11 protein-coding genes and 2 tRNA genes are annotated in these 12,578 nt (G+C 67.1%); 10 read left to right on the top strand and 3 right to left on the bottom strand.

The genetic code is table 11. The features are described from left to right. Position 1: 1 nt before the first annotated feature. The 10 genes from secG (at position 2) to pnp (ending at position 9,742) form a co-directional block, all read left to right on the top strand. The gene (gene secG, locus ACRYRV_RS07245) at positions 2 to 361 is read left to right on the top strand and encodes a preprotein translocase subunit SecG (RefSeq protein WP_253447792.1); all 360 of its coding nucleotides are present in this window, start codon (positions 2 to 4) and stop codon (positions 359 to 361) included. A gap of 30 nt (positions 362 to 391) precedes the next feature. After that, positions 392 to 478: transfer RNA gene (locus tag ACRYRV_RS07240), tRNA-Leu, on the top strand. A gap of 118 nt (positions 479 to 596) precedes the next feature. Continuing rightward, a tRNA-Met gene (locus ACRYRV_RS07235) sits at positions 597 to 673 on the top strand. 250 nt (positions 674 to 923) lie between these two features. Further along, positions 924 to 1,391 carry a ribosome maturation factor RimP gene (gene rimP / locus ACRYRV_RS07230; RefSeq protein ID WP_253447795.1) on the top strand — a complete coding sequence of 156 codons (468 nt, stop codon included), beginning with the start codon at positions 924 to 926 and terminating at the stop codon, positions 1,389 to 1,391. A 72-nt stretch (positions 1,392 to 1,463) separates the two neighbouring features. Next, complete coding sequence (gene nusA, locus ACRYRV_RS07225; protein ID WP_253447798.1) at positions 1,464 to 2,954, top strand: transcription termination factor NusA; 1,491 nt, start codon at positions 1,464 to 1,466, stop codon at positions 2,952 to 2,954. Between the two features lie 101 nt (positions 2,955 to 3,055). Further along, positions 3,056 to 5,575: a translation initiation factor IF-2 gene (gene infB, locus ACRYRV_RS07220; protein WP_309637371.1), complete on the top strand. Its 2,520-nt coding sequence runs from the start codon at positions 3,056 to 3,058 to the stop codon at positions 5,573 to 5,575. A 16-nt stretch (positions 5,576 to 5,591) separates the two neighbouring features. Further along, positions 5,592 to 6,005, top strand: a complete 414-nt coding sequence (gene rbfA / locus ACRYRV_RS07215) for a 30S ribosome-binding factor RbfA (RefSeq protein ID WP_444985534.1) — start codon at positions 5,592 to 5,594, stop codon at positions 6,003 to 6,005. Further along, positions 6,005 to 6,937, top strand: coding sequence for a tRNA pseudouridine(55) synthase TruB (gene truB, locus ACRYRV_RS07210; protein WP_253447807.1), 933 nt, complete (start codon positions 6,005 to 6,007; stop codon positions 6,935 to 6,937). The genes rbfA and truB overlap by 1 nt, the downstream gene beginning before the upstream one ends. Before the next feature lie 78 nt (positions 6,938 to 7,015). Further along, positions 7,016 to 7,285, top strand: a complete 270-nt coding sequence (rpsO, locus tag ACRYRV_RS07205) for a 30S ribosomal protein S15 (RefSeq protein ID WP_132042114.1) — start codon at positions 7,016 to 7,018, stop codon at positions 7,283 to 7,285. A 321-nt stretch (positions 7,286 to 7,606) separates the two neighbouring features. Then, entirely contained in the window at positions 7,607 to 9,742 is a 2,136-nt protein-coding gene (gene pnp, locus ACRYRV_RS07200; protein WP_309637370.1) for a polyribonucleotide nucleotidyltransferase, read from the top strand. A gap of 172 nt (positions 9,743 to 9,914) precedes the next feature. Here pnp and ACRYRV_RS07195 read toward each other — a convergent pair whose 3' ends face one another. The 3 genes from ACRYRV_RS07195 to panC all read right to left on the bottom strand — a co-directional run bounded on the left by ACRYRV_RS07195 (position 9,915) and on the right by panC (position 12,568). Next, a complete protein-coding gene (locus tag ACRYRV_RS07195) occupies positions 9,915 to 11,090 on the bottom strand; it encodes an acetyl-CoA C-acetyltransferase (RefSeq protein WP_253447813.1) in 1,176 nt (391 codons plus the stop codon). Between the two features lie 220 nt (positions 11,091 to 11,310). Continuing rightward, positions 11,311 to 11,691 carry an aspartate 1-decarboxylase gene (panD, locus tag ACRYRV_RS07190; protein ID WP_309637369.1) on the bottom strand — a complete coding sequence of 127 codons (381 nt, stop codon included), beginning with the start codon at positions 11,689 to 11,691 and terminating at the stop codon, positions 11,311 to 11,313. Between the two features lie 28 nt (positions 11,692 to 11,719). Continuing rightward, positions 11,720 to 12,568, bottom strand: coding sequence for a pantoate--beta-alanine ligase (gene panC, locus ACRYRV_RS07185; protein ID WP_309637368.1), 849 nt, complete (start codon positions 12,566 to 12,568; stop codon positions 11,720 to 11,722). Between the last annotated feature and the right edge of the window lie 10 nt (positions 12,569 to 12,578).

The following is a 12,578-nucleotide window of genomic DNA, read 5'->3' as shown; positions in this document are numbered from 1 at the left end:
CATGCAAGTTGCCATTCTCATGATCCATGTGGCGATCGCCATCGCCCTGGTCGTCCTTATCCTGCTGCAGCAGGGCAAGGGCGCCGAAGCCGGTGCCGCCTTCGGTGGCGGTGCCTCCCAGACCGTATTCGGCTCCCGCGGCAGCGGTGGCTTCCTGTCGAAGTTCACCGCTATCCTGGCGGCCGCTTTCTTCGCCACCTCCCTGACTCTGGCCTACTACGCCTCCCAGGCGGGCCAGGCGCCGGAGGCCGGTATTCCCGATTCGCGGCTGATCGAGCAGCAGCGCGGCATTCCAACCCTTGACGACACCCCCTCGGGTATGGATAATGCAGCGCCAGTGCTGGAGGGAAGCGACGACTAGGTCGCTTGGTAGTTTCCAGCCTCCCCTGATGCCGAAGTGGTGGAATTGGTAGACACGCTATCTTGAGGGGGTAGTGACCTTACGGTCGTGCGGGTTCAAGTCCCGCCTTCGGCACCATCTGATACACCGCCTTGCCGTCGGCAAGGAGAGGTCCTTCAGAAAGCAGGATTGGCATAGCGGTGAAGCTCCCTTGACGAAAGTCTCGGCGATGCGTAGAATCACCGACCTAGATTGATGCGGGGTGGAGCAGTCTGGTAGCTCGTCGGGCTCATAACCCGAAGGTCGTCGGTTCAAATCCGGCCCCCGCTACCATCTTCCGGTCAGGCGCCTTTCGAGCCGCAGCAGCAAGCTGGGGGGTCGAGCAGAAGGGGCAGCCAGATCTGCCGGAGTGGTCTAAAGGTTTCATGTAAAAGCCCCTTCCTGTGAAGGGGCTTTTTGTTAGCAGCTTGCCCAGGGCGCCAGGCGCCGGGGCACTGTTCCGGGCAACGCCAATCAGCCACCTGACTTTCCTGTTCACTCCCGGCCAGGTGCCTGATGCAACGGCTGTAGGAGCGATATTTCCGTGGCTATCAAGGATGCTGCACTTCACGCAATGATCGAACCCGTGGTGACCGCCATGGGCTTCGAGCTGTGGGGCATCGACTATCAGTCCCAGGGCAAGCACTCACGCCTGGTGATCTATATCGATCACGAGAACGGCGTCAGCGTCGATGACTGCGCCGATATCAGCCGTCAGGTAAGCGCCGTGTTCGACGTCGAGGATCCGATTCGCGGCGAGTATCGCCTCGAGGTCTCCTCGCCGGGGATGGATCGTCCGCTCTATACCCTCGACCACTTCAGCCGCTACCGCGGCCACGAGGTAGCGCTCAAGCTGCGCGTGCCCTTCGAGGGGCGGCGCAAGTTCCAGGGGCTGCTGGCCGGCGTCGAGGGCGACGAGGTGCTGCTGCAGCTGGACGGCGAGGAGTACTGCTTCCCCATCGACAGCATCGATCAGGCCCAGGTGGTACCGAGGTTCGATGATCAGGATTGACGATCCGGCCGCCGCTTGGCACGGCGCAATGAGCGTGAGGCTCGAGGACAGGTTTTCTGGCGAGGCAATGGCATGAGTAAAGAGATTCTGGCGGTCGTTGACGCGATCTCCAACGAGAAGGGAGTCCCCCGCGAGGTGATCTTCGAGGCCGTCGAGGCGGCCCTGGCCAGCGCGTCCCGCAAGCGCTTCGAGGACGAAGAGGCCAGCGTGCGGGTGCATATCGATCGCCGTACCGGTGAGTACGAGACCTTCCGCCGCTGGACGGTGGTGGAGGACGACGACTTCGACGGCCCCGACCACGAGATCAAGCTCTCCTTCGCCGAGCGTCGTGACCCGCCTCTGGGGCTGGGTGACGTGGTGGAGGAGAAGATCGAGAACGCCGACTTCGGTCGTATCGCCGCCCAGACCGCCAAGCAGGTGATCGTGCAGAAGGTGCGCGAGGCCGAGCGGGCCGAGGTGGTGCGCCTCTACGCCGAGCGCGAGGGCGAGCTGGTCTCCGGCATCGTCAAGAAGACCACCCGCGACGGCCTGATCATCGACCTGGGCGAGAACGCCGAGGCGTTCCTGCCCCGCGGCGAGATGATCCCCGGCGAACGCTATCGCATGAACGAGCGGGTGCGCGCCCTGCTGACCAAGGTCGACCCGGAGGCGCGTGGCGCCCAGCTGATCCTGTCGCGGACCTGCCCGGAACTGATCATCGAGCTGTTCAAGATCGAGGTGCCGGAGATCGCCGAGCAGCTCATCGAGATCAAGGGCGCCGCGCGCGATCCGGGCTCCCGGGCCAAGATCGCGGTCAAGACCAACGACCGCCGCATCGACCCGGTAGGCGCCTGCGTCGGCATGCGCGGCTCCCGGGTCCAGGCGGTCTCCTCGGAGCTGCAGAACGAGCGCGTCGACATCGTGCTGTGGGACGACAACCCCGCCCAGCTGGTGATCAACGCCATGGCGCCGGCGGACGTCGCCTCCATCCTGGTGGATGAGGATGCCCACGCCATGGACGTGGCCGTTGCCGAGGACAACCTGGCCCAGGCCATCGGCCGCAGCGGCCAGAACGTGCGCCTGGCCTCTGAGCTCACCGGCTGGCGGATCAACGTCATGACCGAGGACGAGGCCGAGGCCAAGCGCGAGCAGGAGATCGACAGCCTAGTCGAGCACTTCATCCAGCACCTGGATATCGACGATGAGGTCGCCCGCCTGCTGGTGGAGGAGGGCTTCACCTCCCTGGAGGAGATCGCCTACGTGCCGGTGGAGGAGATGCTCGAGATCGAGGAGTTCGACGAGGAGACCATCGAGGAGCTGCGCGCCCGGGCCAAGGATGAGCTGCTCAACCTGGCCATCGCCTCCGAGGAGGAGCTCGACGGCGCCCAGCCGGCCGAGGACCTGCTCGAGATGGAGGGTATGGAGCGCCACCTGGCCTTTATCCTGGCCAGCCGGGGGATCGTCACCATGGAGGATCTCGCCGAGCAGTCCGTCGATGACCTGCTGGACATCGAGGGAGTGGACGAGGAGCGCGCCGCGGCACTGATCATGACCGCCCGTGCGCCCTGGTTTGAAAGCGAATAGTTCGAAGGCGCAGCGCGCAACAGGCGTATGACGCCCGGTGGATGCCGGGCCGCAGCATTCGAAGCGAACAGATTTGGGGTCACGGGCTCAGGAGGGTCGTAATGTCAGACATGACCGTTAAGGATTTTGCAGCAAAGGTGGGGCGCGATGTGCCTCGTCTGCTGGAACAGATGAAAGAAGCCGGACTCGAGCACAAGTCCGAGAGCGATGCCGTGTCCGAGGAGGACAAGCGTCAGCTGCTCGACTACCTCACCAAGAGTCACGGCGGTGACACCAGCGCGGCGGCGCCCAAGAACCGCATCACCCTGACGCGCAAGACCCGCAGCCGGATCAAGACCGGCGAGCGCGGCAAGACCATCGAGGTGCAGGTTCGCAAGAAGCGCACCTACGTGAAGCGGGAGGAGCCGGCCGCCGAGGAAACCAAGGTCGAGGATACCGGTCCGCGCCAGCTGGTCGGCGACATGGCCGACTCCCAGCAGGCCCAGGCCGAGCAGGAGGCCCGTGAGGCCGAAGCGGCCAAGGCGCGCGCGGCGGAAGAGGCCGCCCGCGAGGCGGCGGCCAAGCTGGAGGCCGAGAAGGTGCCCGAGGTGCCGGACATCCCGGTGCCGGAGCTGGTCGAGCAGCCGGCCGGCGACGAGCCGCCCGCACCGCCCAAGGAGGGTCGCACCGACCGTCGCACCGCGCCGCCCAAGAAGGCCGCGGCCAAGAAGGGGCGGCACGAGCGTGACGACGACGATCGCGACGAGCGTCGTCGCGGCGGCGGCAAGAAGGCCAAGCGCGCCGAGCGTCGCGGTGGCCGCCGCGGTGGCTCCCAGGGTGGCGGCAAGCACGGCTTCCAGAAGCCGACCCAGCCGATCGTCCGCGAGGTCTCGATCCCCGAGTCGATCAGCGTCGCCGACCTGGCCGACAAGATGTCGATCAAGGCCAACGAGGTCATCAAGGCCATGTTCACCATGGGTGCGGCGGTGACCATCAACCAGACCATCGACCAGGACACCGCGGCCATCGTGGTCGAGGAGATGGGCCACAAGCCCAAGCTGGTCAAGGACGATGCCCTGGAGACCGAGGTCCTCGAGGGAATCTCCTACGAGGGCGAGGAGCTGACCCGGGACCCGGTCGTCACCGTCATGGGTCACGTCGACCACGGCAAGACCTCGCTGCTCGACTATATCCGCAAGGCCAAGGTGGCGACCGGTGAGGCCGGCGGCATCACCCAGCACATCGGCGCCTACCACGTCGATGCGGCCAAGGTGAACGGCTCCCACGGTGTCACCTTCCTGGATACCCCCGGCCACGCGGCCTTTACCGCCATGCGTGCCCGCGGTGCCAAGGCCACCGACGTGGTCATCCTGGTGGTGGCGGCCGATGACGGCGTCATGCCCCAGACCATCGAGGCGGTGGAGCACTCCAAGGCGGCCGGCGTGCCGATGGTGGTGGCGGTCAACAAAATCGACAAGCCGGCGGCGGACCCGGACCGGGTCAAGAACGAGCTCTCCCAGCACGGCGTCATCTCCGAGGAGTGGGGCGGCGACACCCAGTTCGTCCACGTTTCCGCCAAGAGCGGCGAGGGCATCGACGAGCTGCTGGAAGCGGTCCTGCTGGTCTCCGAGGTGCTCGAGCTCAAGGCCGTGCCGGAAGCGCCCGGCAAGGGCGTGGTGGTCGAGTCCCGCCTGGACAAGGGCCGCGGCCCGGTGGCCACCGTGCTGGTCCAGAACGGCACCCTGAAGAAGGGCGACATCGTCCTGGCCGGCCTGCACTATGGCCGCGTGCGGGCCCTGACCAACGAGCTGGGCAAGCAGGTCGACGAGGCCGGTCCCGCCATGCCGGTGGAGATCCAGGGCCTCGGCGGCACCCCGGACGCCGGTGACGACTTCATGGTGGTGGCCGACGAGAAGAAGGCCCGCGAGGTCGCCAACTTCCGTCAGGGCAAGTACCGCGAGGTGCGCCTGGCCCGCCAGCAGAAGGCCAAGCTGGAGAACATGTTCAGCCAGATGGGGCAGGACGAGGTGGCCAAGGTCAACATCGTGCTCAAGGCCGATGTGCAGGGCTCCCTGGAGGCGATCAAGGGCGCTCTCGAGGAGCTCTCCACCGACGAAGTGCAGGTGGCCGTGGTCTCCTCTGGCGTCGGCGGCATCACCGGCACCGACGCCAACCTGGCGCTGGCCTCCGAGGCCATCGTGGTCGGCTTCAACGTGCGTGCCGACGCCGCTGCCCGCGAGATCATCGAGCGGGAAGGCCTGGACCTGCGCTACTACAGCGTCATCTACCAGCTGATCGACGAGGTCAAGCAGGCGATGACCGGCATGCTGGCGCCGGAGTGGAAGGAGGAGATCGTCGGCGTGGCCGAGGTCCGCGACGTCTTCCGCGCGCCCAAGATCGGCGCCGTGGCCGGCTGCATGGTGGTCGAGGGCACCGTCTTCCGCAACAAGAAGATCCGCGTGCTGCGCGACAACGTGGTCATCTACGAAGGCGAGCTCGAGTCGCTGCGCCGCTTCAAGGACGACGTCCAGGAAGTGCGCAACGGCATGGAGTGCGGCATCGGCGTGAAGAACTACAATGACGTCCAGGTCGGCGACAAGATCGAGGTCTTCGATCAGGTCAAGGTCGAGCGGACGCTCTGAGCGTCAGGAGCCAAGCATGCGCGAGTTCAAGCGGACCGACCGGGTAGCCGACCAGCTCCAGAAGGAGCTGGCGGTGCTCATCCAGCGCGAGGTCAAGGACCCGCGCCTGGGCATGGTCACGGTCAGCGGCGTCGAGGTCAGCCGTGACCTCGGCTACGCCGATGTCCATGTGACCCTGCTGGGTGAGGACACCCCGGAGCGGATCAAGGAGAACCTCAAGGTTCTCAAGCAGGCCGCCGGCTTCCTGCGCGGGCAGATTGCCAAGCGCATCAAGCTGCGTCACGTGCCGGAGCTGCGTTTCCACTACGACGAGAGCGTGGTGCGCGGCCAGCGCCTCTCCTCGCTGATCGAGGAGGCGGTACAGAGCGACCGCGCCCGCTCCGGCGAGCAGGGCGACGACGAAGGCGGCGACGGGGACGAGAGCCGCTGATGGCGCGTCGTCGTCGCGGCCTGCCGGTCAACGGGGTGCTGCTGCTGGACAAGCCCGGCGGCATGTCCAGCAACCACGCCCTGCAGCGGGCCCGGCGGCTCTTCCAGGCCCAGAAGGCCGGTCATACCGGTACCCTGGACCCCATGGCCACCGGCCTGCTGCCGGTCTGCTTCGGCGAGGCCACCAAGTTCTCGGCCCACCTGCTGGCGGCGGACAAGGTCTACCGCACCCGGGTGGAGCTGGGGGCGGTGACCGACACCGGCGACGCCGAGGGTGAGATCATCGAGCGCTGTACGGTGCCCGCACTCACCGCGGCCGACGTGGAGGGCGTGCTCGAGCGCTTTCGCGGCGAGATCGAGCAGATCCCGCCGATGTATTCAGCGCTCAAGCACCAGGGGCGCAAGCTCTACGAGCTGGCCCGGGAGGGCAAGTCGATCGAGCGTGCAGCCCGGCGCGTGACGGTGTATGATGCCCGGCTTCTCGCCTTCGAGGGCCACGCCTTCGAGCTGGAGGTGAAGGTCAGCAAGGGCACCTATGTGCGCACCCTGGCCGAGGATATCGCTCGGGCCCTGGGCAGCGGCGGGCATATCAGCATGCTGCGACGCCTGGCCACCGGCCCCTTCGACGGCGACAGCCTGGGGGGGGAGGGAATGCTGAGCCTGGAGGCCCTCGAGGCGCTGCCCGACCAGGCCGCCCGGGAGGCCGTGCTGCTGCCGGTGGACGTGCTGGTCGAGCACCTGCCGCGGCTCGAGGTCGATGCGGCGGCGGCGCAGCGGCTGACCCACGGCCAGTCCGCTCGCCTCGATGCCGCAGGCATGGCGGTGGGCGAGACGCCAAGACTCTACTGCGACGGGGCCTTCCTGGGCCTCGGCGCGGTGACGTCGCCACAGGAGGTGGCGCCGAAACGGCTGCTGAGCACCGCAGCCGATTGAAGGGAGCAACGCCGAGACTGCAAATATGCGTGGTCTCACACACTCATCATTCAGGCATATTGCTTACTGGAGAGACAGATGGCACTGACAGCCGAGCAGAAGTCCGCAATCGTCAGCGAATTCGGTCGTGGCGACAACGACACCGGTTCCCCCGAAGTGCAGGTAGCCCTGCTGAGCGCCAACATCGATGGCCTGCAGGACCACTTCAAGACCAACAAGCAGGATCACCACTCCCGTCGTGGCCTGATCCGCATGGTCAACCAGCGCCGCAAGCTGCTGGACTACCTGAAGCGCAAGGACTTCGAGCGCTATCAGGCGCTTATCCAGCGTCTCGGCCTGCGTCGCTAAAGTAAAGGGTAATTCGCTACTGCGCTCGATAGCCTGGCCGCCGGCGGTGCCGGTGCGCCGGCCCGATCGCCCTCCTCATGTAGCGGGCTACACTCCGGGAGCTGCGCTCCGGCGGCGACCAGCCTCTCATCGCTCGCAACGCGAATTCCTCCTTTCCTTGTTCTCGACGTGTCAACGGGCAGTCCCCTCAGGGGGCTGCCCGTTTTGCGTCTGGTGGGTGGAAATGTCGCTATCCGGTGGCCGCGGGGCGCGTCAACCCCTAAAATGGTCGCCGAGTCGAAACGACCCCAACACAGAAAAGTAGATATGAAGGAAGTCGCCGTGAATCCGGTCAAGAAGACATTTCAGTACGGTCGCAGCACCGTCACCCTGGAAACCGGGCGCATCGCCCGCCAGGCCTCCGGTGCCGTCATGGTCACCATGGACGACACCGTGGTGCTCTGCACCGTGGTGGCCCGCAAGGAAGCCAACCCCAACCAGCCGTTCTTCCCGCTCTCCGTGCACTACCAGGAGAAGACCTATGCGGTCGGCAAGATTCCCGGCGGCTTCTTCAAGCGCGAGGGGCGTCCCACCGAGAAGGAAACCCTCACCTCGCGGCTGATCGATCGCCCGATCCGCCCGCTCTTCCCCAAGGGGTTCATGAACGAGGTGCAGGTGGTCTGCTCGGTGCTCTCCACCGACCGCAACCATGACCCGGACATCGCTGCCATGCTCGGCACCTCCGCGGCCCTGGCCATCTCCGGGGTGCCCTTCAACGGCCCCATCGCCGCGGCCCGCGTCGGCTTCGACGAGGAGAAGGGCTACTTCCTCAACCCCACCGTCGAGGAGCTCGTCGGCTCCGAGCTCAACATGGTGGTGGCCGGCACCGAGAAGGCGGTGCTGATGGTGGAGTCCGAGGCCGCCGAGCTGCTCGAGGACGAGATGCTGGGCGCCGTGCTCTACGGCCACCAGGAGATGCAGGTGGCCATCCAGGCCATCAATGAGCTGACCGCCGAGGCGGGCAAGCCGAAGTGGGAGTGGCAGGCCCCGGCGGAGAACACCGAGCTCAAGGCCGCCGTGGCCGGCGCCTTCGAGGCCAGGGTGGGTGAGGCCTATCGCATCACCGACAAGATGGCCCGCCAGGATGCGCTCTCCGCGCTCAAGGCCGAGGCGGTCGAGCAGCTGGCCGGTGAGGAAGAGGGCAAGTTCGACGCCGATGAGGTCAAGGGCGCCTTCGCCGGCCTCGAGAAGCGGGTGGTGCGCTCCCGGGTGGTCAAGGGCGAGCCGCGCATCGACGGCCGCGACCACAAGACGGTGCGTCCGCTGGCCATCGAGGTGGGCGCCCTGCCCAAGACTCACGGCTCGGCGATCTTCACCCGTGGCGAGACCCAGGCCATCGTGGTGGCGACCCTCGGCACCCTGCGCGACTCCCAGCTGATCGAGTCCCTGGAGGGGGAGCGCAAGGATCGCTTCATGCTCCACTACAACTTCCCCCCCTACAGCGTGGGCGAGGCCGGCTTCATGGGCGGCCCCAAGCGTCGCGAGATCGGCCACGGCCGCCTGGCGCGCCGGGGCGTGCAGGCCATGCTGCCCGATGAGGCGGAGTTCCCCTACACCATCCGCGTGGTCTCCGAGATCACCGAGTCCAACGGCTCCAGCTCCATGGCGTCCGTGTGCGGTGCCTCCCTGGCGCTGATGGACGCCGGCGTGCCGATGAAGGCGCCGGTGGCGGGCATCGCCATGGGCCTGGTGAAGGATGACGACGGCTTTGCCGTGCTCACCGACATCCTGGGCGACGAGGACCACCTCGGCGACATGGACTTCAAGGTGGCCGGCACCAGCGAGGGCGTCACCGCCCTGCAGATGGACATCAAGATCGAGGGCATCAACGAGGAGATCATGGAGCAGGCGCTCCAGCAGGCCCTGGAGGCCCGCCTGAGCATCCTCGAGCAGATGAACGCCGTGATCGGCCAGAGCCGCGCCGAGGTCTCCGAGAATGCGCCCTCCATGGCCACCATCAAGATCGACCCGGAGAAGATCCGCGACGTCATCGGCAAGGGCGGCTCCACCATCCGCAAGATCTGCGAGGATACCGGCGCCTCCATCGATCTGGACGACGACGGCACCGTGCGCATCTACGCCGAGGACAAGAAGGCGGCCAAGGCGGCCATCGACACCGTCCTGGCGATCACCGCCGAGGCGGAGATCGGCAAGCTCTACCGCGGCAAGGTGGTGCGTATCGCCGACTTCGGCGCCTTCGTCAACATCATGCCCGGCACCGACGGCCTGGTGCACATCTCCCAGATCGTGCCCGAGCGGGTCAACGACGTGCGCGACTTCCTCAACGAGGGCGACGAGCCCGTCGTCAAGGTGCTCGATATCGATAACCGCAACCGGGTGAAGCTCACCATCAAGGAGATCACCCCGGAAGAGAAGGCGGCGTTCGAGGCCGAGGAGGCCGCCGAGCCCGAGCTGTAAACCGCCTTCGGCGAGCTGAAAGCCGGAAGCTTGAAGCTGGAAGACAAACCGCCCCCATGGCCTGGCCATGGGGGCGGTTTTCTATGCGAAGTAGCGTAGTAGGCCGAAAAAGACGTGCCCCGGGAGCCGGTCCCGGGGCACGCTGTAGAGCTTCTAGCTTCTAGCTTCTAGCTTATCGCTCGATGGCGAGCGCCACCCCTTGCCCACCGCCGATGCACAGCGTCGCCAGGCCCTTCTTGGCGTCCCGGGCGATCATCTCGTGGAGCAGGGTCACCAGGATACGGCAGCCGGAGGCGCCGATCGGGTGGCCCAGCGCGATGGCGCCGCCGTTGACGTTGACCTTGCTGACGTCCCAGCCGAGCTCCTTGTTGACGGAGAGGGCCTGGGCGGCGAAGGCCTCGTTGGCCTCGACCAGGTCCAGGTCATCCAGGCTCCAGCCGGCCTTGTCCAGGCAGCGGCGGGTGGCCGGGGCCGGGCCGATGCCCATGATGGCCGGGTCGACGCCGGCGTTGGAGTAGGCGGCGATGCGCGCCAGGGGCGTAAGGCCGAGCGCCTTGGCCTTCTCGGCGGAGCAGAGCATCACCGCGGCGGCGCCGTCGTTGAGGGAAGAGGCGTTGCCGGCGGTGATGGTGCCGTCCTTCTTGAAGGCGGGACGCATGCCGCCGAGCTTCTCGGCGCTCACCTCGCGGGGGTTCTCGTCGGTGTCGAACACCACCGGGTCGCCCTTGCGCTGGGGGATCTCCACCGGGACGATCTGGCCCTTGAACTTGCCGTCGCGGATGGCGGCGGCGGCCTTCTGCTGGGAGGCGGCGGCGAACTCGTCCATGGCCTCGCGGGTGATGGCGTACTTCTCCGCCAGGTTCTCGGCGGTGATGCCCATATGGTAGTTGTTGAAGGCGTCCCAGAGGCCGTCATGGACCATGGTATCCACGGCCTTCCAGTCGCCCATGCGCTGGCCGTTGCGGGAGTTGGGCAGCACGTGGGGTGAGGCGGACATGTTCTCCTGGCCGCCGGCGATGATCAGCTCGGCGTCGCCGCAGCGGATCGCCTGGGCGGCGAGGTGAAGGGCCTTGAGGCCGGAACCGCACACCTTGTTGATGGTCATGGCGGGAACGGCATCCGGGAGGCCGGCCTTGATGGCGGCCTGGCGCGCCGGGTTCTGGCCGACGCCTGCGGTCAGCACCTGGCCCATCAGCACCTCGTCCACCTGGTCGCCGGCCACGCCGGTGGTGGCGAGCAGGTCCTTGATCACCAGGGCGCCCAGGTCGCTGGCGGGAATGCCGGCCAGGGAGCCGCCGAAGGAGCCGACGGCGGTACGACGTGCGGCAACGATCACCACTTCTTGCATGGGAGAGTTCTCCTGAATGGAAGACGACGGGCTTGCGGCCTTGCCGCTCAGCTAGGGAGGCAGGGCCGGGTCTGTCCAGCATAGGTGACTCTTGTGCGACGCGGCAATGCTTCCATGGGCGCAGGAGGGGAGAAAACGCGGAGCGAGGAGGGGCAGGGTGGCCGGGGAAGGTTAAGGCGAGGCGGCCGGCAGGGTCGCCGGCCGCGGCTCGACGTCAGGATCAGGCCATCTGCACGGGGATGGCGTTGCTGGTGTGGCTGACCGCGTTGCCTTCCTGCAGGTAGACCAGGGCGGGCTGATGGTTCTCCAGCTCGGCATCGCTGTAGTGGGCATAGCTGCAGATGATCACGCGGTCGCCGGGGCCGGCCAGGTGGGCGGCGGCGCCGTTGATGGAGATCACCCTGGAGCCCTCCTCGGCGCGGATGGCGTAGGTGGTGAAGCGCTGGCCATTCTCCACGTTGTAGATCTGGATCTGCTCATTCTCGCGAATGCCGGACATGTCGAGCAGCTCGCCATCGATGGCACAGGAGCCCTCGTAGTTGAGCACGGCGTGGGTGACGCGGGCCATGTGCAGCTTGGCCTTGAGCATGATGGTGTACATGGAAGCGGGTTCCTCCGGGTGTGCCGATTCAGCGCGGCAGGGTAAGGGTCAGGTTGTCGATCAGGCGCGTAGTGCCGAGTCGGGCGGCGACCAGCAGCACGGCCTCGCGGGTGGCGGGCGTCACCGCTCCCAGGTCGACGGCGCGCAGCTCCAGGTAGTCCGGCACGAAGCCGGCCTCCTCCAGGCGCCGGGTGCCAGCGGCCAGCGTGGCCTCGATGTCGGCATCGGCCTCCAGGGCGTCGCGCAGCTCGCAGAGGGTCTGGTAGAGCCGCGGTGCGGTGGCACGCTCCTCGGCGCTCAGGTAGCCGTTGCGGGAGGAGAGCGCCAGGCCGTCCTCGGCACGCACGATGGGCACGCCAAGGATCTCGATGGGGAAGTGCAGGTCGGCCACCATGCGGCGGATCACCGCCAGCTGCTGGTAGTCCTTCTCGCCGAAGCAGGCCAGGTCGGGCTGCACCAGGTTGAAGAGCATGCCGACTATGGTCGAGACGCCGTCGAAGTGGCCGGGGCGCGAGGCGCCGCACAGCCCCTCGGTGACCTCGGGGACCAGAATGCGGGTCTGGGCCTCCAGGGGACGCGAGTAGACCGTGGCGACCTCGGGGGCGAACAGCAGGTCGCAGCCTGCCGCCTCCAGTCGAGCCTGGTCCTCCTCCAGGGTTCGCGGGTAGGCGTCGAGGTCCTCGCCGGCCCCGAACTGCATGGGGTTGACGAAGATGGTGGCGATCACCACCTCGGCCCGCTCCCGGGCCGCTTCCACCAGGGCGAGGTGCCCCGCGTGGAGGTTGCCCATGGTGGGCACCAGGGCGATGCGGTCGCCGCGACGGCGAGCGTCCGCCAGCGCCTCGCGCAGGGCGGGAATCTCTCTGAGAGTGCGCATTGCGGGCTCC

It is taken from the genome of Halomonas mongoliensis (assembly GCF_052496345.1).
Note: the sequence above shows the minus strand (reverse complement) of the source record. Positions and strands in the feature narration are given on the sequence as shown.